The sequence below is a fragment of the Flavobacterium dankookense genome, from assembly GCF_004362665.1.
Classification (GTDB): domain Bacteria; phylum Bacteroidota; class Bacteroidia; order Flavobacteriales; family Flavobacteriaceae; genus Flavobacterium; species Flavobacterium dankookense.
In genome coordinates this window covers 171,399-193,034 of the sequence record NZ_SNXR01000015.1, presented here as the reverse complement: position 1 = coordinate 193,034, position 21,636 = coordinate 171,399, and the positions used below count along the sequence as shown (strand labels likewise).

Genomic DNA, 21,636 nt, shown 5'->3' with positions numbered 1-21,636 from the left:
ATTTTGATTTCAGATTAAAGATAAAACTATGAATGTAAATTTACAGGAAGGAAAAAGATATTACAGCATTGGCGAAGTTGCCAAAGCATTTGATGTAAATGCGTCGCTAATTCGTTTTTGGGATAAAGAATTTGATATTCTAAAACCGAAGAAAAATGCAAAAGGCAACCGAATGTTCACTCCCGAAGATGTGAAAAATCTACAATTGATTTATCACTTGGTTAAAGAACGTGGATTTACATTGGAAGGAGCAAAAACGCATCTGAAAGAAGGTCAGAAAAAAACACTTGATAAATTTGAAATCATTAGTAAACTCGAAGCGGTAAAAGCACAACTGACTGCTATAAAAAATCAGTTGTAACAATTAAATAAACTAAAAAACTAATAATAAACTTTAAATTAAACAAAAATGGATTTTAAAAAATTTTTACCTTGGATTATTGGAGCAGTTGTAATTTTCGCAATTTACAGTTGGGTTAAAGGAATTAATAATACTGCAGTTACACTGGGCCAAACTGTTGAGCAAAGTTGGGGTGATGTTCAAACGTCATACCAAAGAAGAAATGATTTAATTGGAAATTTAGTAAACACTGTAAAAGGTGCTGCCGAATTTGAAAAAGGAACATTAACTGCTGTTATAGAAGCACGCTCAAAAGCAACATCGGTAACTGTTGATCCAACTAACATTACACCAGAACAATTGGCTGAATTCAACAAAGCACAAAGTGGTGTTTCATCAGCTTTATCAAGATTATTAGTAACCGTTGAAGCTTATCCAGATTTAAAAGCAAACCAAAACTTTCTTGATTTACAAAGAGAATTAGCAAGTACTGAAAATCAAATTTTAACAGCAAGAACTCGTTTTAACGAAGCGGTTAAACCATATAATACACATATTAAAACTTTCCCTAATTCAATGTTTGCTGGTATGTTTGGTTTCAAAGAAAAAGCTTATTTTCAAGCCGTTGAAGGAGCAGAAAAACCAGTAGAAGTAAAATTCTAATTTAAGACAATGTCAAAAGTAGAAGATTTTTTAACCAAAGAAGAAGAGCAAGAAATTGTTGAAGCTATTCGCGTGGCCGAAAAAAATACTTCGGGTGAAATTAGAGTACATTTAGAAAAAAAGACTTCCATTGATGCGTATGAACGCGCGATGGAAGTTTTCCATTTATTGAAAATGGACGAAACCGAACTCAAAAACGGCGTTTTAATTTACCTTGCAGTAAAAGATAAAACCTTTGTAATTTGTGGTGACAAAGGCATTAATGATGTCGTTCCAAATGATTTTTGGGATTGCACTCGAGATGTCATGGTAAAAAACTTTAAAGAGGGAAATTACAAACAAGGTTTAGTGGAAGGAATTCAACGAGCTGGCGAACAATTACAAAAGTATTTCCCTTATCAAGAAGGCGATAAAAATGAACTGTCAAACGAAATATCCAAAGACGAATTATGAGAATTATGAATTACGAATTGCAAATTAGGAATTCTAAAATTTTCAAAACAACGTTTTTGATTTTTTTACTATTTACTTCGCTTTCTGGTTTTTCACAATTTACAATTCCTGAAAAACCAAAAGAGCAAACCTCAGTTTATGATTTTGCTAATCTTTTAAGTCCTGAGGAAAAAATTCAACTAGAAGAAAAGCTAATTCGCTATTCCGACAGTACAACAACTCAAATTGTTGTGGCTACTATTTTGGATTTAAAAGGAGAAAGTATCGATGTTGTTTCTACTAATTGGGCACAAAAATGGGGAATTGGTCAAGCCAAAGAAGACAATGGTGTTTTTATTCTTGTTGCAAAAAATGATAGAAAAATAAGCATTCGACCAGGATATGGATTAGAAGACAAACTTATTGCTGCAACTTGCGGACAAATTATCGATTATGTAATTACTCCTGAATTTAAAGCTGGAAGTTTTTACAAAGGTTTAGACAAAGGCGCTGATGCTATTATTGAAGTTGTAAAAGGCAAATACAAAGGCACAAGAAAACAAAATAAACAAGGTGATTTTCCCTTCTTTCCAATACTTATTGTTATTGTTATTCTAATCATCATTTTTGCTAACAACAAGAAAAATGGCGGTGGAAACTCAGGAAATCGCGGTGGCGGCGGATTTGACTTAGCTGATATTATTATTTTAAGTAGTCTTGGACGAAATAGCGGTGGCGGAAGTTTTGGTGGTGGTTTTGGCGGTTCTTCTGGTGGCGGCGGATTTGGTGGTGGATTTGGCGGCGGCGGTTTTTCAGGTGGTGGAGCAAGTGGCGGTTGGTAAAAATTTATATTTATGAGAAAATATTTTTACTTGTTACTATTTGTTACATCAATTAATTGTGGACAAAACGTTTTTCCAGAAAGTGTTGGTGTGGTAAATGATTTTGAAGGCATTTTTACCGAAAAACAAAAGGAAGAATTAGCTAAAATTATTACTGATTTTGAAAAGAAAACATCCAATGAAATTGCAATAATCACTTTAAAAGAAATACATCCAACTTATGACGATTTTGATAAATATTGCCTTGATTTATCAAACTATTATGGTGTTGGAAAAAAAGAGAACGATAATGGTCTAATCATTGTATTTTCTGCCGAATTGAGAAAATTTAGAATTAACACTGGAACACAAACAGAAAACATATTGACGAACGAAATCTGCAAAGAAGAGGTTGACAAAATTATTCCAGAATTCAAAAAAGGAAATTATTTTGAAGGAATAAAAAATTGTCTTTTGAACTTAATTCAAAAGTGGAAAGAATAAAAAAATCCGGTCTTTTTGAGACCGGATTTTTACTTTTTAATCCATAAACATCATATTGTTCTCTTTCTTCTTTCCAGCAAACTTTTCTAGCTTGTAAGTCAAGGAAAACATCACATAGCGTCTTAAAACCGTATTTTCAGAATCGATAATTGCTGTAGGTGTTATAGTTCGTGAATTGTTCAGATTTTGATTTAACATATCGTAGACTTTAACCTTAGCCAAAAGTTGGTCTTTAAAAAAATTATAGCCCAAACTCACATTCCATAAATAAAAATCTTTTTTGAAACCAGGAGCAATATTAGAATTGTAAGTATATCCAAAATCAGAACCAAGTACAAACTTCTTTGGAAAATAGGATGTAATTTCAAGTTTCGCGTTGTGCAAAAAGTTATTGGCATTATCAATCACATAGTTCTTATAATCAGTTTTAAAATAGGTGTAACGATAACTTGGCGCAATAGTAATCAGCTCATCAATACTCCAAGTCAAGTTAACCTTTGGATTAAGTTGTAAACCTTTAGATTCAAACAAAACAGCATTGGTTAAACCTTGGCTAAAGTCATAGTTTAAATTAATTCCAACACCAAAACGAAGCGTTCGCTTTTCTTTTTTCATGGATTTACTCCAATTCACACCAAAATAAGAGTTATATCCACTTTCTACATTTTGATACGTTGTTGTAGCCTTGAAATTATCATCAAAAATAGTTGAAGAAACTACTGCATTTTTGCTCAAATTAAAACCTGAATAAATATAATATCCTGAACGTGATTGGTAATCATAATCATTAAAACTAAAATATAAATTGTGTCTTTGTGTTGGACGTAAATTATCGTTTCCAATAAAAGTACTCAATGGATTTGATAAATTCTCAACTGGTAAAACCTGATTTGCTTGAGGCAATTCCACACCAAAATCATAGAACGAATAAATTGACTTTGACTTATTGATTGTATGACTGATATAACCTTTTATTCTTGGAAAAACATAATTTTTATTTCTGTTTGTAACCAATCCCAAATAATTTGATTGTGCATCGAAGGTTATAAATTCAGGTCCAAAGTTGATTCTACCATTCGTTTTTGATTTATTCAAAATCAATCCAGTCGATGGAAAAAACGTAGTTGCTTTTGAAAATGTTTCGTTAGATTGCGTGTCATTAAAATCATCATAAGTATTGGTTCCATTGTCAAAATCAAAGGTGTTTAATTGATTGTCAATTTTACGGTACGTAACTTCAGAAGTCAAACTCAATCGAATGGAATCAGTCAAAGGTTCGCCAAATCGCACTTCGAGCTTGACAAATTTATTGTCGTCACTTTCAAATTGATTCTGATTCCTTATATCATCTGGTGTTGCATCGGCAAAAAGCGTTTGCGAATTAGTATTTAAGAAATTATCTCTTTTATTGATTTGTGTTTCAAAGTTGACAGACATTCCTCTACTTTTCTTTTTAAATTGTTTGCTAAAACTTGCTTCTGTAGTAAAGGAAGAATTATCATTTTCACTAAAATCATCATTGGAACTACTGTTTAATTCAGCAAAAGCTTCGTTGGTAGTCACTTGATTTCTAGAAGATCTACTTTGAGATTTTGTTTTTTGAAAACTTGGACTGATATAAATTGTCGCAGTAGAATCTAGTTTAATTTCAAAATCCAATCCTAAATTATGTCCATTATTGCTATTTTCAGTAACCGCTGTTGAGTTGGTGAATGTTCTACCTTCTGGCAAAAGGTTAATTCTATCGGTTCTATTGTTATTTTCAGTTTCAGAATTTGTGAAATAATAACTTCCACTTTGATCTATTTTCTTTAAAAACTTGTCTTGATAGTTAATTCCAACCATATTGGAACGCGTAATTCCTCGATTTCCACCACCAAAAGACATATTATTGATACCAAAACTTCCATCGTCATTATAATAAACAGAGCGACTTCTTCCGCCACCCATATTATCAAAAATCTCATCCATTGAAAATCCTACCGAATTTATATTGTTTGACGAAGCCAAAACGCTAATCTTTTGTTCGCCTTTGAAATAATTCAATAATAAACTGGATTCATATCGTTCATCCGAACCCAATCCGCCCATTATTTTTCCAAAAAAACCTTTATTTTTATCTTCTTGAATGGTTAAATTAATAGTTTTCTCTTCAGAGCCAGAAGCATCACCTGAAATTTCTTCAGCTTTCGTTTTTGTATCAACAACTTGCACTTTATCAATGATTTCTGCAGGAAGATTTTGAGTAGCAATTTTTCCATCTTTGCCAAAAAATGGTTTTCCATTGACCAAAATATTGTTTACTTCTTTTCCATTGACAGTTATTTTTCCTTCTGGTGTAATTTCAACTCCAGGTAATTGTTTTAATAAAGCTTCCACGTTAGCATCTGCCCCAACTTTAAAAGAAGCTGCATTAAATTCTAGTGTGTCTTTTTTAATTCGAATTGGCGGAATTTCTGATTTAATAATCACTTCATTCAACTGATTGGTGATTTCTTTCAATTCAATTGTTCCAAAATCTTTATCTGTTGATAAATTGGCAATGGTTTCAACAAAATCTTGGTAACTAACAAATGATACTTTAAGATTGATTGGTTTATCACTTTTCCGAACTTTAATATCAAAGTTACCCGTTTTATTAGTGATAGTGTAATCTACGACGGATGAGTCTTTCACCGAAGTTAAATAAACCGTAGCCGATTCGATAGGCATTTTGGTTGTTGGGTCAATAACTTTCCCTTTAAGAGTAATTGTGTTTTGGGAAAAAAGAAAAGAACTAAAAAGTAATGTACAAAATAAATAAAATGGTTTAGGCATAAAAAAAATTTAGCTGTTAGGTTAGTTTAAAAACTAAATAACGGCTAAATAATAATTTTATTGTGTAATGTTAAAAAATCTTACGAAAATTTAACATTTATTTATTTTTCACGGATGTAAATATCTATCGGAACTCCTGAAAAATCCCAGTTTTCACGAATTTTATTCTCAAGAAAACGTTTGTATGGTTCTTTTACATATTGTGGCAAATTAGCAAAAAACACAAACTGAGGTGTTGGTGTTGGTAACTGCATACAATATTTAATTTTTACATATTTCCCTTTTAATGCTGGCGGTGGCATGTGTTCAATGACTTTCAACATGTAATCATTGAATTTTGAAGTTGGAATACGTTGTTTTCTGTTTTCAAAAACTTTAACCGTTTCTTCTAATGATTTTAGTAAACGTTGTTTGGTTAATGCAGAAATAAACAAAATCGGCACATCTGTAAAAGGTTGTAATTCTTCTTTGATTTTGTTTTCATAATCTCGAGTTGACATAGTATCTTTTTCTACTAAATCCCATTTGTTTACCAAAATAATTACGCCTTTTCGGTTCTTTTCAGCTAACCAAAAAATACTTTGATCTTGCCCTTCAAAACCACGTGTAGCATCAATTAAGAGAATACAAACATCAGAATGCTCGATAGCACGAACCGAACGCATTACTGAATAAAATTCTAAATCCTCTTTTACTTTTGCTTTTCTACGAATTCCAGCAGTATCAACAAGGTTGAATTCAAAACCAAAACGATTGTATTTTGTATCAATTGAGTCACGAGTTGTTCCAGCAATATCAGTTACAACAAATCGATCTTCGCCAATCAAAGCATTGATAAAAGATGATTTTCCAGCATTTGGTCTTCCAACGACACAAAATCTTGGCAATGGATTTTCTTCTTCTGTAACTTCTGGCAATTCTGGTAAAACTTCAACCAATTTATCTAAAAGTTCACCTGTTCCGCTTCCGCTAATGCTGGCAATGGTAAAATATTCGCCAAGACCTAAATTATAAAATTCGATAGCGTCTTTTTCACGCATGGCATTATCGACTTTATTAACCGCAAGTAGAATTGGCTTCGTTACTTTTCGTAATAGTTTTGCAACCTCAGCATCCATAGGAGTTATTCCTTCTTCAACATCAACTACAAAAATAATTGCATCAGCTTCATCTATAGCTAATTCAACTTGACGACGAATTTCTGCTTCAAAAATATCTTCTGAACCTTTAATATAACCACCAGTGTCAATAACTGAAAATTCTTTTCCGTTCCATTCACTTTTTCCATAATTTCGGTCACGAGTTACACCGCTAACTGAGTCAACAATCGCCTCTCTTCTTTTGATTAATCGATTAAAAAAGGTTGATTTCCCTACGTTTGGTCTTCCTACGATGGCTACAATATTGTTCATTTTGATATTAACTATTAGATTTAAGATATTAGATTTAGGAAATAGAGCATAAAAGTAATTATCGCTATCTTTTTTATTTTTAATTTTTTGCAAAGGTAACCTTTTGTTTAAAGGTTTCAGATTTAAATGTTTAAAATAATTTTTTGGGTAAATTATTTTTGGTTGTACCCAAATCGTCTAAGTTGATAGGCATTACTTCTCCAATCTTTATTGACTTTTACATACAACTCGATGTGAATTTGTTTTCCAAAAAACTTTTCTAAATCTTCACGAGATTGCATTCCCACTTTTTTCAATGCAGCACCTTTGTGACCAATAATAATCCCTTTTTGGGTATCGCGTTCTACCATAATTACCGAACGAATTCGGATGATTTTTTCGTCTTCAAGAAATTCTTCTGTTTCAATTTCTACAGCATATGGAATTTCTTTATCATAATTTAAAAGAATTTTTTCACGAATGGTTTCGTTTACAAAAAAACGCTCTGGTTTATCCGTCAACGCATCTTTTGGATAATATGGTTCAGATAAAGGAAGTAAGTCTAAGATTCGGGCAAAAACCTCTTTTACGTTGAAATTTTCTAGAGCCGAAATTGGAAAAATCTCCGCATTTGGGACTTTAGTTGCCCACAAATCAATCTGCTCTTCTAATTCGATTTGATTTGATTTATCAATTTTATTCAAAAGCAATAAAACTGGAATTTTAGAATGAATTATTTTATTAAAAAAATCTTCATCTTTCAATTCTTTTTCACCTATTTCAACCATATAAATCAAAACATCAGCATCTTCAAAGGCAGATTTTACAAAATCCATCATAGATTTTTGCATTTCATACGCAGGCTTTATAATTCCTGGCGTATCGGACAAAACAACTTGAAAGTCATCACCATTTACAATTCCTAAGATTCGGTGACGAGTTGTTTGTGCTTTTGAAGTAATTATAGATAATCTTTCGCCAACAAATGCATTCATTAGCGTTGATTTCCCGACATTTGGGTTACCAATTATATTAACAAAACCTGCTTTGTGTGACATTTTATTTTTTTTACAAAGTTAATTAACTAAGTGTAAGTTTCTATTTAAAAAAAGGTTAATCGTCTACTCTTCAGTTCCTTCGCCTGATTTTCTGTAAATAAAATTTCCGTAAATGTGTCTTTTAGCAAATCGGTTAGGCGATTCAGCATTGACCATTTTTACATAAATATTTTTTGGAACACCTATATATTCGTATGAAACTCCATTTAAATAGGTAACAAACAACGTCTGCTTTTCATAATAAAAATCATGAATATTAAATTTTGTTGTTGTTTCTTGATATTCTGGTAGATTTTTTTCCAGTGTTTCATTTGAAATACTTACTAAAAAATGATACGCTGCAATGATGTTTTTACTAACTTCTTCTGCATTTTTTCTTCCTTCTTCATCATTTACGAACTTGTCAGGATGATTATCTTTCATCGAGTTTCTGTAAATGGTTTTTAACTCTTTTAAAGTTACGTTTTTGTCAACTTCTAGTAACTTTCTGTACTCAATAACTCTTTTCATAAATTCGTTTTATTGTAAAAAAATAAAGCCACTCATTTCTGAATGACTTTCTTTGTAGCGGGAACAGGACTCGAACCTGTGTCCGCCGCGGCGGATATGAGCCCAAAAATTTATAAATTGGAAATAATTCCCTTTACAAACTCTCTGCCCTTTCCTGTTTTTAAGAGTCTTTCTCTTTTTAAAGCTTCAGTTTTTGATGAGAAATATTCCAAATGTATTACAACCCAAGGTCTAAATTTAACTGTGTAACCTTTACTACTCAAAAAATTATGAGATTTAAATCGTTCAATCAAATTAGAAGTAAAACCTATGTATGTTTTACCATGTTCTTTTGAGTATAAAACATATACAACAAACTCATCCATTTCAATATAAATAAAGCCACTCATTTCTGAATGGCTTTTTTTGTAGCGGGAACAGGACTCGAACCTGTGACCTTCGGGTTATGAGCCCGACGAGCTGCCTACTGCTCTATCCCGCGATGTTTCGGGTGCAAATATACAACGAATATTGATATCTACAAGTTATTTTTCAAAATATTATTTTTCTATGTTATACTTTTTAAGAAATTCTCTGACTTTCAAACCCGATTCTTTTAAATCTTCATCTTTCCAATTTCCAAATGAACTAGCTGATTTTTTTAAAATTGAACACGTTTCATCTTTATCGGAAACAGACCATGTAATCCAACTGATTTTTTTTTCTTCCATCCAATCGATATATTCCTGCCAAGCTTTCATGTTCAGAGGACCATCGCCTGTTGCTTCCATTCCAGCTGATTCTGAAACAAAAATTGGCAAACCTGTTTTTAAGGCTTCATCTGTTTTGTCTCGCAACCATTTTTCGTGAGTTGCAGCATAAAAATGCACCGTATACATCAAATTATCAAAACCTTTTATAGGATTTGCTGCTGGCAAATGAATGTCTTGATCCCATCTTGGACAACCAACTAAAATGATATTTTTTTTATCATTCTTTCGAATTACTTTAATGATTTCCTCCGAATAAGCTTTTACTTGTTCCCAAGTTTCATCATCAGGCTCATTGAAAATCTCATAAATAATATTTGGAAATCCGGCATATTCTTTTGAAATTTCATCAAAAAATATTTTTGCTTCTTTTAAATTGATGTTGTGACTGTGCCAATCTACGATTACATAAATATCGTTTTTAATTGCACCATCAATAACCGCTTTTACTTTTCTCTTTGAAAATTCAGGTTGCTTTATATAACAGCTATCACCTTGTTCTATTCCCATTGCAGCACGAACCACATTACATTTAAAATCATTTTTTAACCATTTAACAGATTCTTTGTTATAAAATCTTGGCCAGAAAGTGTGCCAACCATAACTCATACCGCGAAGCATAATTGGCTTATTATTTTGGTCAACTAATTGAGTGCCTTCTACTTTTAACTGTCCATGGTTTTTAACAAATTGCGCATTTGAAAAAACTGAAAACAGTAGAGATAAAATGATAATTTTTATTTTCATAATGATTTATTTATAGATTTTTAAAGTAATGACATCATGTGGAGCAATATCTGAAATAAATGCTTTTTTTGTTGTTCCAACTTCTTTATTTTTCCATAAGTCTTTTAGTTTATAAACTTCTTTTGATGGATTTAATTCATGTCCAAAATCGGCATCTTTAATTGTATTTTTATTCCAATCGAAATTAACTTTTTTTGCAACATTGCTTCTATTTAAGAACGTTATTGTCCAGTTACCATCAGATAATGGTTTTACCCAAGTTTCTAATCCATTTTCATCAGCATATTTAAATCCTTGAATTCCTAGTTTATCCTGGTTAACTGCAATCAATTCTTTATTGGTTAAAATTGACAATGTCTCTTTTGACATTTTTCTAAAATCGTTTCCAGCAATTAACGGTGACGCCATCATTGCCCACATGGCAAAATGCGATTTATCTTCGGCCAAAGTCATTCCGTTTCCAACTTCCATCATGTCAAAATCGTTCCAATGATCAGGTCCAGAAAATTTACGGATGTCTTTTCGCATGTCAATAATTTTCATAAAACCCCAAGAAGACCATGTTCCGTGATTGTCTTCACAATCAAAACACGGACTAATGTCTCCAGAAATTCTCCATAAATTTCCAATTGGTTTCCCCCAATTCCAAGGTTGATTGTCACCCCATTCGCATAAGCTAAAGACAATTGGTTTTCCAGCTGTTTTCAGGGCATTACTCATGGTTGTATAGGCTTCTTTTGCATTAATTCCTTCGGTATTACACCAATCATATTTTAAAAAATCAATATTTAAACTAGCATAAAATCGAGCGTCTTGATATTCATAACCACGCGATCCTGGATAACCTGCGCAAGTTTTTGTTCCGGCACAATTGTACAATCCAAATTTTAATCCTTTTGAGTGAACATAATCAACAAGAGCTTTCATTCCAGATGGAAATTTTACTGGATCGGGAACTAAATCTCCGTTTTTATCGCGTTCTCTTGTCATCCACCCATCATCAAGAACAATATAAGAGTAACCCGCATCTTTCATGCCTGAAGCGACCATAATATCGGCAGTTTCTTTGACCAATTTTTCATCGATATGAGTTTCAAAAGTGTTCCAAGAATTCCAACCCATAGGCGGCGTATTGGCTAAACCTTCAAACTTTCCAGTTTCTTGTTTGTGTGTATTTCCTTGACCAAAAGCAATTATAGAAAAGGAAAAAACTGTAATAGATATTGTTATTTTTTTCATAAAAAAAAGATAAAAAGAAACCCTGATTTAGCATTCAGGGTTTCTGCAAAAAAATTATAACCAAACTCAATTTTTTAATTTAATACAAAACCTACATCATCAATGTAAAGTTTGTCGCCACCACCATTGTTAAATTCTTGAAAAACAATTTCGTTTATCGTAGCTGGAGCTCCACCTAACTCGGAAAAAGGTATAACAAAAGTAGTCCATTGGTTCGTAAAAGAAACTTCTTTCCCAGCGCCATAATTATTATTTAAGACAACTTTAAATTTCCCTGTTTCTTTTGTGCTTCTTAACGAAACGCGAATACCTCTATAACCTGTTGTTGAAGGAGATGCGCCATACATAGGAAATTTAAATCCGGTATAACCAGAATAATTTGCTTCAATAGAACTCTCTCCTTGTACTTTAAATTCTGTATTTGGAACAAAACCACTTCCATCCCATGGTCCTAAATAATTTTCTACAAATGATGCGGCAACATCATCATAAATTGCAGTCCCAACTGCTTGAGAACTTGTACTAGAACCTGAAATTGTGGTTACTGTAACATACTTATGAAAAGAACCCGCTGGAACAATGACTTCAATTTCAGTTAACGTATTAGAAACTACGGTTGCTGGAGTCGTTCCAAAAGTTACCGTTGGATCTAAAAAGAAAGAACCATATACAGTTATAGTATCACCGTCATTAGCATTTATAGAATTAAAACTAGTTACTAATGGTGCTGGTGGTGCAACAACAAAATCAAAAGTTGCAATTCCGTTTAATGTTTCTACACGTAATTCATTTGAAGCATTTGCATAAGGTGTGTCTCTATCAATTGTTACAATAATTGTATTATCAGTAACCAATGTTGGATTAAAATAAGTATCAGTATCGTTAAAGAAAACTTTTTGAACGGTTTTAAATCCAGAACCTTGAATGATATATACATTGTCTGCAAAACCTATTGTTGTTGGAGTTAATTCTACAGGATTTCCATCAATATCTACCGCTGCGCTAACGCTTTCAATAACTGGAGCAGCACCTTGAGAGGAGTTATCATCATCAGAGCATGAAATAAAACTAGTTACTATTGATGTTAATAGTAAAAAGTGAAACAAATATTTAATTTTAAAATTTTTCATATCTATATGTTTTTTTTAATTAAAATCATAAGGAACTGGAGGCTCCAATAATTTTGGGTTTTTAGCAACATCATTGTCAGGATAAGGCAATAAGAAATCACCCTCTTCAGGAGTATAATACTCGGCAGCAAATCTATTTCCTCTGTTTTGTGCTGCCATAATTGAAATGGCTTGCGCTCTTGGCAATCTACCCAAATCAAACCAATAGTCACCTTCAAATGCTAACTCTAATCTTCTTTCTTTGAAGATGTCATTAAAAGTTATTGAGGAAAGAGAAGATAATCCAGCTCTATTTCTAACTGCATTAAATGATGCTAATGCTCCAGCATCAGAAGTACTTCCACCACCAGCTAGTGTTGCTTCTGCATGTATAAGTAATAATTCCGCATAACGCATAATGTAAGTCACATTTTCCATCATTCCCCATTCATCTACTTGACCAGTATTTGCTCCGTTTACTATGCCAATACAGTATTTTTTTATGGCAGCTCCAGCATTTTGACCTCCAATTTGATCTGCGGCAGGAACAGTTAATGTACCAAATGCTCCGCCAGCCAATAGAACTTTAACCTCAGGATAAGAGTCGCCCGGAAGCATTATTGTCGCTTTTCTTCTTAAATCGCCTGGTTCATAAGCTGCCATTAAATCTTGGGATGGAGCGAAAACGCCTCCATATGAAGCATTTGAAGTAGTAATTTGTGGAGTACTAATTCCGAATTGTGTATTACAATTATTTCCAGAACCATATCTTCCATCCGTTTTCCATTGAAAAGCAAAAATTGACTCCTCATTGTTGTTGTTACCATAAGTAAATATGTCAGCATAGGTTTTAGAAGGCAATGATGGTCCGCCATAAAGTTTGAATTCACCACTACTGATTACTTCTTCAGCCATTTGTTTAGCTTCAGCATATTTTTTTCCATACAGGTATACTTTAGCTAACATTGCTTTAGCAGAACCTTTGGAAATTCTACCATTTTCAGCATAATTTGTTCCTCTGTTTTTTTCATACAAACGATCAATTGCAGCAAGATAATCTCTTTCAATTAAGGTATAAATATCTTCAACTCTATTTGTATTAATGACTGGAGATGAAGTGTAATTAAGATTATTTTCTATAATCGGAACTGGACCCCAAAGTCTAACTAAATAAAAGTAGGCTGTTGCTCTCATGAAATAAGCTTGTCCAATAGTATTCTGTAATACGTCTTCATCAACTGCTGGTCCAACTCTTGAAGATAAAAAGTTGATAATAGCATTAGCTTGTGCAACATTTGCCCACATTGAACTCCATCCATTCACTAATTCGGTATCGCTTCCGTTTATAGCAAATGTTCTCATTGCATTTACATCAGCAGAACCTGTATACATATTTCCCGAACCAACTTCAGAAACTGCCCACATAAATTTGTTTTCAAATTGAAACCAGGTTCTACTGTACATTCCATTAGTAGCACTTGCTACTTGTTCGTTTGAACTATAGTAAGCATCTAAGCTTATTCCATCTTCTGGAGGTCTGTTTGTAAATTCATCTTCACATGAACCCAGCGTTAAGAAAAGAGTTGCTACTAAAAACAACTTGTAAGTGTTAATAATTTTTTTCATTTTCATTTTTTTTTAAAATTCTACATTAATTCCAAAAGAATAAGTTCTTGGTGATGGATATCTACCATTATCAATTCCTGATAAAAGTGGACTTTGATTAAAAGAACCTATTTCTGGATCATATCCTGAATATTTTGTAAAAGTGTATAGATTTTGTACACTAGCATATAATCTCACACGAGACATTTTAATAACAGAAATTAAATCTTGAGGTAAATTATAACCAAAAGTTAGATTTTGAACTCTTAAATAAGAACCATCTTCAACATATCGGTCAGAAATGTTATAGTTAGTGTTGTTTTCAAGATTTATAGGTCTTGGAATATCAGTATTAGTGTTTGTTGGTGTCCAATAGTTTGCCGATTCAACAAATAAATTTTGACCTAATATTGAGTTGGCTGTACCACTTCTTCTTGTTAAATTCAAAATATCATTTCCATAAGAACCTTGAAGAAATATTGACAAATCAAAGTTTTTGTATTTAAAATTGTTTGTAAATCCAAATGTGAAATCCGGATGTGGGTTACCAATAAAAGTTCTGTCGTTTGTATCCACAACACCGTCATTATTAACATCTTTATATTTGTAATCTCCCAAATAAGTTTGTCCGGAAGCAGTTCCAACCGTTTGTCCAAATTGAAGTGGAGCGGCATTCAAATCATCTAAACTATTAAAAATACCATCTGTTTGGTATCCATAGAAAAGACCTATTGGATTTCCTACTACTGTATTTGTTGCAGATACAGGTAAATATCCATTTGTGTTAATTTCTGTGATTAATGATAAACCACTTACAAGTTCAGTTAATTCATTTTTATAATGTGAAAATACAAGTGTTGAATTCCAAGAAAAATCTTTACCTCCTTTTGTAGTATATCCAACTGTAATATCATAACCTCTGTTTTCCATTTCTCCTAAATTTGAAAATGGAGCAGAAATACCACCATATTGTCCACCGCCACCTGTTAAGTATAAAGGCAATGGTACTTGAAATAAAAATCCTTCCGATACTTTTTTATATAAATCCAAACTAAATGAAAACCTTGAGTCTAGTAGAGTAAAATCAAGTCCAAAATTGGTTTGATTTAGCGACTCCCAAGTTAAAGCAGGATTTGGAAAATTTGAAGGTAAGAATCCAGCACCAAGACCAGAATTTTGTTGACCAAGTAAAGCACTATAGGCATTATTAGGAATTTGTTGATTTCCAGTTTCCCCGTAACCTAATCTAAGTTTTATGTTGTCTATATATTTACGCGTATTTTCCATAAATTTCTCACTAGACAATTTCCAAGATGCAGCTACTCCACCAAATACTCCTTTTTGGTTATCAGTTGTTGGATCAAATTTAGAAGAAACGTCTTGTCTGATTGAAGCTGAGATGTTGTATTTATTATCAAAATCATAAATAAAACGACCAAAAAGCGAAGAAATTGATTGACTACCTTTATAGCTATCTACAATTCTGTTATCAGGATCAGATAAATTTAATCCATAAATATCATTGGTTTGAAATCCTTGTGCACTAGCTATAATTCCTTCCCAATGACTATCATTAGCTTCTTGTCCCGCTAAAAGTGTAAACTTATTTTTCTCACCTAAACTAAAATCGTAAGTTAATAAGTTTTTTAAATTCGTTGAATACCAGTTCTGTCTTCTTTCATTCAAATCTGCAACAGCATTTCGCAAAGGCTCTGATGAAGGTCTGAACTCGGTATTTTCAGAAAACTCTGTATTAGCTCCAAGTTCAATTCTATACTTTAATCCTTTTGCTAAACTCATTTCAGCATATACATTTCCTAAAAAGTTTTTTCTTATCAATTTACTATCTTTAGTAAGAGCTTCTGCAACTGGATTAAAATAAGTTGTAAAGTTTGCATTCAATGGAGCTGTTGCATATGATCCATCAATATTTCTAACAGGAATATCTGGAGCTTGCAATAAAGTATTAGAAATCAAACCAGTAAAACTTTGATTAATTGTAATATTTTCGTTTGTTATACCAGTATTTAAATTAGCTCCAACCTTTAGCCAATCTTTAACTTTAGAATCTAAATTCAAACGCATTGTATATCTTTTCAAACCTGAACCTAAAAGAATTCCTTCCTGATCAAGAAAACCTCCCGATAAATAATAGTTTGTACCGTCTTTTGCGGCAGAAAAAGAAACTTGGTGACTATTGGTTGCAGCTGTTCTGTATACCGCATCTTGCCAATCTGTTCCATTTCCTAATAATTCTGGATGTGCAAATTCTGGTCTTAACTCAGTCCCGAATAAAGAGGCCAACTCATTTTGATGAATAGCATATTGTCTTAAGTTCATTACATCCAAATCTTTATATATAGATTGAACCGATGTAAATCCTTCGTATGTAATTTTACCATTACCTTTTCTTCCTGATTTTGTAGTAATTATGATAACACCATTTGCACCTCTTGAACCATAAATAGCAGTTGCAGAAGCATCTTTCAAAATATCTATAGACTCAACATCATTAGGATTAATAGTTGATAATGGACTTACTGCATTATTACCACTTCCACCATTTGCAGAAAAATCATTTCCAGCAATTGGTCTTCCACCAGTTGCTATTCCCGTTGCATCACCTGAAACTGGAACTCCATCAATTATATATAAAGGTTCATTGGTTCCACTAATAGAAGTTGTACCTCTAACTCTAATAGAAACGGCACTTCCTGGCTGTCCGTTATTACTAGTAACACTAACACCCGCAGCTTTTCCTTGTAACATTTGGTCAATATTAACTTGCTTTAAATCCTGCAAATCTTTTGCTTTTACAGAAGATATTGAACCGTTAACATCACCTTTCTTTTGTGTTCCATACCCAATTACTACAACTTCATCTAGTTCATTTGAACTTTCAGATAATTTAATATTAATGGTAGTTTTTGAACCTACAACAACTTCTTGAGTAGTAAAACCAATAAAACTGAATACCAAGGTAGAATTTGCAGGAATATCAATCTGGTATTTTCCATCAAAATCTGTAGAAACACCATCATTAGAACCTTTTACAGTAACGTTAACTCCCGGAAGTGTTAATCCCTTTGAATCTGAAACAACTCCTGAAACCTTAGTTTGTGCATTTAAAATTGAAATTGAGCATAAAAAAAACAAAAGTAAAAACTTATGTCTCTTACCCTCAAATCGATCGAGATAAAAAAGTAAATCCCTCATAATTTTTGTTAGTTAGTTAAGATTGTTAATAATTTAAAAAATAAACATTAATTTTTCAGTATTACTATTTTTACTGTTTATTTTTTGACAATAACAAATTTATACTTGTTGTTAAGTATTTGTTAATATTATTTTATCAAATGTTACTATTATTTTCTCTATCGATTTCGTAACTATTTTTATTAAAAATGATAAAATTATATTAGCATGAGTTTAACTATAGTATTATTGAGAAGAACTACTTTACAGAATTCTTTTTATTCCATAAAACTCATCCCTATATTGACTTGGTGTAGTCTTTTTTAAACTTTTAAATATTCGATTAAAATTAGCTATATTATTAAAACCGGTCTTAAAAGCAATTTCAGAAATACTAGAATCTTTTTCTACCAACCATCTTGCAGCATAACCAACTCGAATGTCATTTAAGTAATTCACAAATGTTTTTCCTGTTCGCTTTTTTATAAATCTATTAAATGAAACCGGACTCATCAATGCTACTTTTGAAACATCATCTAAAGTTATTTTTTCCGAAAAATTTTTCTGTACATACTCATACACAACTTTCATTTTATCATCATCTTCGAACTTATCATAATCTACAGTATATGTTGATAAAATTCTCTGATTACGGGAGTTAGCCATATCTTGAAGAATAGAAATCACCTCTAAAAAATAATCCATTCCATCCAATCTCGAAAGTTTAATTATTCGTTCAGCCAACTCATTTGCGGTCTTTTTAGAAAATAATATACCGTGAATTGACCTATTAAACATATCTTTTATGGAAGCCATAATTCTTCTTGATAATAAAGAATCAGTAAACAAATCATTATGGAACTGAATCGTTATTTCATGAATTTTTTTGTTTTTACACTTATGCAATTCCCAACCATGATATAAATTTGGACCAACTAAAACCAACTCAATATCATCGATTTCTTCAATATGATCACCAACGACTCGCTTAACTCCTTTTCCATTTTGAATGAAATTTATTTCATATTCTGGATGATAATGAATTGGGAAATCAAAGTTATCTTTTACTCTATCGAAGACCAAAAAACTGTCTTCCATTGATAATGGAGTAATTTCTCTGTGAATTTTAGAGATATTTTTCATAAATTTAATTAATTTTAATGCAATTATAAGATATAAAAATGATAAAATAATATCATGTCAAGTAAATTATCAAAAGTATATTTGAAGAATATTAAATTTTTAGATTGTATTTTTATGAAATTGTAAATTATTTCGAAATAAAATTCAAGTCTTATCAAAAAAACAACTTATTATCAAAACAGAAATAATTGAAAATCAATTCATATAGTGATGAAAAAACACCTATTATATAGTTTTTGTTTGCTAACTATTTTTTCATGTCAATCTCAAAAGATTTCATCGAATAACAAACTTTTATGCGACAAAGAGGCAACAGCAGAAACAATCAATCTTTATAAAAATTTGTTTACTCTTCAAGAAAAAGGAGTCATGTTTGGTCAGCAAGATGTATTAGCTTATGGTGTCAACTGGAAATATGAAGAAGGAAGAAGTGATATAAAAGACGTTACTGGCGATCATCCAGCAATTTATGGTTGGGATTTAGGTGGAACTGAACACAATTCTCCAAATGATATTGACGGCGTTCCATTTGACAAAATGAAAAGATGGATTGGCGAAATCTACGATAGGAATGGAGTTAACACCATCAGTTGGCACATGGACAATCCGTTTACTGGTAAAAATGCTTGGGATATTACTCCAAATTCTTTCGCATCCATTCTTCCAAATGGTTCCAAACATGAATTATATAAAAAATGGCTAGACAACTCAATTGTTTTTTTTAATTCAATAAAAGGGAAAGATGGCAAAAAAGTTCCTATTCTTTTTAGACCGTTTCACGAGCTTACAGGAAATTGGTTTTGGTGGTGTAAAAACAACGGAACGCCAGAGCAATTCAAAGAAGTATGGAAATTTACTGTAGATTATTATAAGTCAAAAGGTGTTCATAATTTGATTTACGTTTACAACACATCGATGGTGAAATCTCGCGAAGAATTTCTTGAATATTATCCAGGCGAAGACTATGTTGATATATTAAGTTTTGATAATTACCTATATACTGATCCAACAAAAGACAATTCGTTTGTAGAAAATAATTTTAAATTATTTGGAATTATGGACGAAATCGCAAAAGAACAAAACAAGTTAATTGCCTTCGCAGAAACAGGTTATGAGCAAATTCCTTATGACAAATTCTGGACAAAAACTTTAATAGAATCCATCGGAAACTACAAAATATCTTTTGTTTTGGCATGGAGAAACCACGGTTGGCAAGAAAGCGAAAAAAAAATGCACTACTATGTTCCATTTAAAGGTCATCCTAACGAAAAAGATTTTATCGATTTTTACAATCTAGAAAAAACACTTTTTCAGAAAGACGTTTCTAAATTTAACTTATACAAATAAACATTAAAAACTTACCAAAATAATAATTAATGAGACTTTCAGCTATAGATTTAACCATTATTGCGCTCTATTTTTTAATGATGATTGTCATTGGAATTGTGATGAAAAACAAAGCCAAACGAAGCAAAGACAATTACTTAATGGGTGGAAAAAAACTACCTTGGTATATGCTAGGATTAAGCGATGCCAGCGATATGTTTGACATTTCGGGAACAATGCTTTTAGTAAGTATGGCTTTTCTGTATGGCTTTAAAAGTGTTTGGATTCCATGGATGTGGCCAGTTTTCAATCAAGTTTTCCTAATGGTTTTCTTAAGCAAATGGCTTCGAAGAAGTAATGCTACAACAGGAGCTGAGTGGCTTGGAACCCGATTTGGATTGTCGGACAAAGGAGTTAAACAAAGTCATGCTATTGTTGTTATTTTCGCATTAATGCTTTGTGTTGGCTACATGGCTTATGCATTTGTTGGTGTCGGTGAATTTTTAGAAATTTTTATTCCTTACGAAGTTGTAAAAGACGTAATTCCTTTCCTTGATTACAATCTAGATTCATTACCAATAAATTCTCCCGAATATGCTACGGCTTTGATTGAGGCAAAAAACACAACTGCTCAATTCTATGGTGTAAGTATTTGTATTGTGGCAACTTTCTACAGTATCATTGGAGGAATGCACGGAATTGTATTGGCTGATTTCATCAAATACATGATTATGATTATCTGTTCATTATTCGTTGGAACCATTGCCATGCAACATCTTGCTGAGTCTGGAATTATAATTACGGACCGAATGCCATTAGGTTGGGACAATCCATTATTCGGTAAAGAATTAGGATTAAATTGGGATACCATTTTACCTGAAGCTACCAAAAAACTAGAAAGCGATGGTTACAAATTGTTCTCAGCCATTGTAAGCATGATGTTCTTTTCTGGAGTTCTAAAATCGTTAGCTGGTCCAGCACCAAACTATGATTGTCAAAAAATATTAAGTACAAAATCGCCTGAAGAAGCCAGTAAAATGAGTGGTTTTATCTCTATTATTTTATTACCTATTCGTTATTTCATGGTAATGGGATTGTGTGTTTTAGGAATTTTATTTTTCAAAGATTTAGCACTTTCACATCATACTGACGGAATAAATTTTGAAAGCATCATGCCGGCAGTAATAAATAAATACTTGCCAACAGGTTTAGTTGGATTGGTTTTAGCAGGATTTCTTGGTGCTTTTATGAGTAACTTTTCAGGAACTTTAAATGCCGGTCAAGCGTATATTGTTAACGATATCTATCTAAAATATTTCAACCCAAATGCTGATAGAAAACAAGTAATCAACATGGGATATCTTTCTGGAATTGTGATGGTTATTCTAGGAATTGGTTTAGGTCTTTTGATAAAAGATGTAAACATGATTTTCAATATTATAACCGCTGGTTTGTATGGTGGATTTGTTTGCGCCAACGTTCTAAAATGGTATTGGTGGCGATTTAATGCTAATGGATATTTCTATGGAATGCTGTTTGGAATTATTGCCAGTGCTATTCCGCCAACACTTTCAGTTACAGGAATCACTAATTATTTTGACGGAACTCGAATGCTTTATTTCTTCCCAGTTTTCATAATTATCCAATTAATCGCTTGTATTCTTGGTTCTTATGCTGCACCAGCTACAAACAAAGAAACCTTAATCAAATTCTACAAAGATGTCAGACCTTGGGGATTTTGGAAACCTATTCACGACGAAATTGCACTAACAGAACCAACCATTGAGAAAAATAAAAATTTCAAAACCAATATGCTGAATGTCTTTTTAGGCATTTCTGGACAAATCTTACTGACACTACTTCCAATGTATTTGATCCTTTCAAAATGGACTTCACTTGGAATTGTATTAGCCTTATTCTTTGTAATTGTATTGATTATGAGAAAAACTTGGTGGAAACGATTAACTGATTATTAAATTTTTTTAAA

General features: G+C 32.1%; 18 protein-coding genes and 1 tRNA gene. 7 read left to right on the top strand and 12 right to left on the bottom strand.

Features of this window, described 5'->3' with window-relative positions; all coding sequences use genetic code 11:
* Positions 1–28 precede the first annotated feature (28 nt).
* Genes BC748_RS11165 through BC748_RS11145 form a run of 5 tightly spaced genes read left to right on the top strand, consistent with a single transcriptional unit; the run spans position 29 to position 2,760 of the window.
* Positions 29–361, top strand: a complete 333-nt coding sequence (locus BC748_RS11165) for a MerR family transcriptional regulator (protein WP_133533577.1) — start codon at positions 29–31, stop codon at positions 359–361.
* Positions 362–409: 48 nt separating this feature from the next.
* Positions 410–1,003 (top strand): LemA family protein, encoded by a 594-nt coding sequence (locus BC748_RS11160; RefSeq protein ID WP_133533576.1) that lies wholly within the window; start codon positions 410–412, stop codon positions 1,001–1,003.
* 9 nt (positions 1,004–1,012) lie between these two features.
* A complete protein-coding gene (locus BC748_RS11155) occupies positions 1,013–1,456 on the top strand; it encodes a TPM domain-containing protein (protein ID WP_133533575.1) in 444 nt (147 codons plus the stop codon).
* Positions 1,453–2,277 (top strand): TPM domain-containing protein, encoded by an 825-nt coding sequence (locus BC748_RS11150; RefSeq protein WP_162846454.1) that lies wholly within the window; start codon positions 1,453–1,455, stop codon positions 2,275–2,277. Before BC748_RS11155 ends, BC748_RS11150 begins: the two co-directional genes overlap by 4 nt.
* A gap of 12 nt (positions 2,278–2,289) precedes the next feature.
* Positions 2,290–2,760, top strand: a complete 471-nt coding sequence (locus BC748_RS11145) for a TPM domain-containing protein (RefSeq protein WP_133533573.1) — start codon at positions 2,290–2,292, stop codon at positions 2,758–2,760.
* A gap of 36 nt (positions 2,761–2,796) precedes the next feature.
* Here the strand turns inward: BC748_RS11145 and BC748_RS11140 are convergent, their stop codons facing one another.
* The 12 genes from BC748_RS11140 to BC748_RS11085 form a co-directional block, all read right to left on the bottom strand.
* Entirely contained in the window at positions 2,797–5,577 is a 2,781-nt protein-coding gene (locus BC748_RS11140) for an outer membrane beta-barrel protein (RefSeq protein ID WP_133533572.1), read from the bottom strand.
* 101 nt (positions 5,578–5,678) lie between these two features.
* On the bottom strand, positions 5,679–6,989 hold the full coding sequence (der, locus tag BC748_RS11135) for a ribosome biogenesis GTPase Der (RefSeq protein WP_133533571.1): 1,311 nt from the start codon (positions 6,987–6,989) through the stop codon (positions 5,679–5,681).
* Between the two features lie 152 nt (positions 6,990–7,141).
* Entirely contained in the window at positions 7,142–8,026 is an 885-nt protein-coding gene (gene era / locus BC748_RS11130; RefSeq protein WP_133533570.1) for a GTPase Era, read from the bottom strand.
* Positions 8,027–8,089: 63 nt separating this feature from the next.
* The gene (locus BC748_RS11125; RefSeq protein WP_133533569.1) at positions 8,090–8,536 is read right to left on the bottom strand and encodes a KTSC domain-containing protein; all 447 of its coding nucleotides are present in this window, start codon (positions 8,534–8,536) and stop codon (positions 8,090–8,092) included.
* A gap of 110 nt (positions 8,537–8,646) precedes the next feature.
* Complete coding sequence (locus tag BC748_RS11120; protein WP_246014036.1) at positions 8,647–8,925, bottom strand: GIY-YIG nuclease family protein; 279 nt, start codon at positions 8,923–8,925, stop codon at positions 8,647–8,649.
* Between the two features lie 19 nt (positions 8,926–8,944).
* Positions 8,945–9,017 (bottom strand) — tRNA-Met (locus tag BC748_RS11115).
* 58 nt (positions 9,018–9,075) lie between these two features.
* The gene (locus tag BC748_RS11110; protein WP_133533568.1) at positions 9,076–10,032 is read right to left on the bottom strand and encodes a glycoside hydrolase family 5 protein; all 957 of its coding nucleotides are present in this window, start codon (positions 10,030–10,032) and stop codon (positions 9,076–9,078) included.
* Positions 10,033–10,038: 6 nt separating this feature from the next.
* A complete protein-coding gene (locus tag BC748_RS11105) occupies positions 10,039–11,271 on the bottom strand; it encodes a glycoside hydrolase family 27 protein (protein ID WP_133533567.1) in 1,233 nt (410 codons plus the stop codon).
* A gap of 74 nt (positions 11,272–11,345) precedes the next feature.
* A complete protein-coding gene (locus BC748_RS11100) occupies positions 11,346–12,401 on the bottom strand; it encodes an IPT/TIG domain-containing protein (protein ID WP_133533566.1) in 1,056 nt (351 codons plus the stop codon).
* A 15-nt stretch (positions 12,402–12,416) separates the two neighbouring features.
* Positions 12,417–14,006, bottom strand: coding sequence for a RagB/SusD family nutrient uptake outer membrane protein (locus BC748_RS11095; RefSeq protein WP_133533565.1), 1,590 nt, complete (start codon positions 14,004–14,006; stop codon positions 12,417–12,419).
* 12 nt (positions 14,007–14,018) lie between these two features.
* Positions 14,019–17,201: a SusC/RagA family TonB-linked outer membrane protein gene (locus BC748_RS11090; protein ID WP_133533564.1), complete on the bottom strand. Its 3,183-nt coding sequence runs from the start codon at positions 17,199–17,201 to the stop codon at positions 14,019–14,021.
* Positions 17,202–17,444: 243 nt separating this feature from the next.
* Positions 17,445–18,323 carry an AraC family transcriptional regulator gene (locus tag BC748_RS11085; RefSeq protein WP_133533563.1) on the bottom strand — a complete coding sequence of 293 codons (879 nt, stop codon included), beginning with the start codon at positions 18,321–18,323 and terminating at the stop codon, positions 17,445–17,447.
* A gap of 210 nt (positions 18,324–18,533) precedes the next feature.
* On the opposite strand from BC748_RS11085, the gene BC748_RS11080 reads away from it, so the two are divergent.
* Both BC748_RS11080 and BC748_RS11075 read left to right on the top strand, forming a co-directional pair.
* The gene (locus BC748_RS11080; protein ID WP_133533562.1) at positions 18,534–19,670 is read left to right on the top strand and encodes a glycoside hydrolase family 26 protein; all 1,137 of its coding nucleotides are present in this window, start codon (positions 18,534–18,536) and stop codon (positions 19,668–19,670) included.
* Between the two features lie 29 nt (positions 19,671–19,699).
* The gene (locus BC748_RS11075; RefSeq protein WP_133533561.1) at positions 19,700–21,625 is read left to right on the top strand and encodes a sodium:solute symporter family protein; all 1,926 of its coding nucleotides are present in this window, start codon (positions 19,700–19,702) and stop codon (positions 21,623–21,625) included.
* Positions 21,626–21,636 lie beyond the last annotated feature (11 nt).

What these genes read in the sequence shown, in the direction of transcription:
- BC748_RS11100 (WP_133533566.1), bottom strand. Translation starts at nt 12,401, where the DNA reads ATGAAAAATTTTAAAATTAAATATTTGTTTCACTTTTTACTATTAACA.
- BC748_RS11105 (WP_133533567.1), bottom strand. Translation starts at nt 11,271, where the DNA reads ATGAAAAAAATAACAATATCTATTACAGTTTTTTCCTTTTCTATAATT.
- BC748_RS11140 (WP_133533572.1), bottom strand. Translation starts at nt 5,577, where the DNA reads ATGCCTAAACCATTTTATTTATTTTGTACATTACTTTTTAGTTCTTTT.
- BC748_RS11085 (WP_133533563.1), bottom strand. Translation starts at nt 18,323, where the DNA reads ATGAAAAATATCTCTAAAATTCACAGAGAAATTACTCCATTATCAATG.
- BC748_RS11145 (WP_133533573.1), top strand. Translation starts at nt 2,290, where the DNA reads ATGAGAAAATATTTTTACTTGTTACTATTTGTTACATCAATTAATTGT.
- BC748_RS11095 (WP_133533565.1), bottom strand. Translation starts at nt 14,006, where the DNA reads ATGAAAAAAATTATTAACACTTACAAGTTGTTTTTAGTAGCAACTCTT.
- era (WP_133533570.1), bottom strand. Translation starts at nt 8,026, where the DNA reads ATGTCACACAAAGCAGGTTTTGTTAATATAATTGGTAACCCAAATGTC.
- BC748_RS11150 (WP_162846454.1), top strand. Translation starts at nt 1,453, where the DNA reads ATGAGAATTATGAATTACGAATTGCAAATTAGGAATTCTAAAATTTTC.
- BC748_RS11110 (WP_133533568.1), bottom strand. Translation starts at nt 10,032, where the DNA reads ATGAAAATAAAAATTATCATTTTATCTCTACTGTTTTCAGTTTTTTCA.
- der (WP_133533571.1), bottom strand. Translation starts at nt 6,989, where the DNA reads ATGAACAATATTGTAGCCATCGTAGGAAGACCAAACGTAGGGAAATCA.
- BC748_RS11125 (WP_133533569.1), bottom strand. Translation starts at nt 8,536, where the DNA reads ATGAAAAGAGTTATTGAGTACAGAAAGTTACTAGAAGTTGACAAAAAC.
- BC748_RS11120 (WP_246014036.1), bottom strand. Translation starts at nt 8,925, where the DNA reads ATGAGTGGCTTTATTTATATTGAAATGGATGAGTTTGTTGTATATGTT.
- BC748_RS11165 (WP_133533577.1), top strand. Translation starts at nt 29, where the DNA reads ATGAATGTAAATTTACAGGAAGGAAAAAGATATTACAGCATTGGCGAA.
- BC748_RS11160 (WP_133533576.1), top strand. Translation starts at nt 410, where the DNA reads ATGGATTTTAAAAAATTTTTACCTTGGATTATTGGAGCAGTTGTAATT.
- BC748_RS11075 (WP_133533561.1), top strand. Translation starts at nt 19,700, where the DNA reads ATGAGACTTTCAGCTATAGATTTAACCATTATTGCGCTCTATTTTTTA.
- BC748_RS11080 (WP_133533562.1), top strand. Translation starts at nt 18,534, where the DNA reads ATGAAAAAACACCTATTATATAGTTTTTGTTTGCTAACTATTTTTTCA.
- BC748_RS11090 (WP_133533564.1), bottom strand. Translation starts at nt 17,201, where the DNA reads ATGAGGGATTTACTTTTTTATCTCGATCGATTTGAGGGTAAGAGACAT.
- BC748_RS11155 (WP_133533575.1), top strand. Translation starts at nt 1,013, where the DNA reads ATGTCAAAAGTAGAAGATTTTTTAACCAAAGAAGAAGAGCAAGAAATT.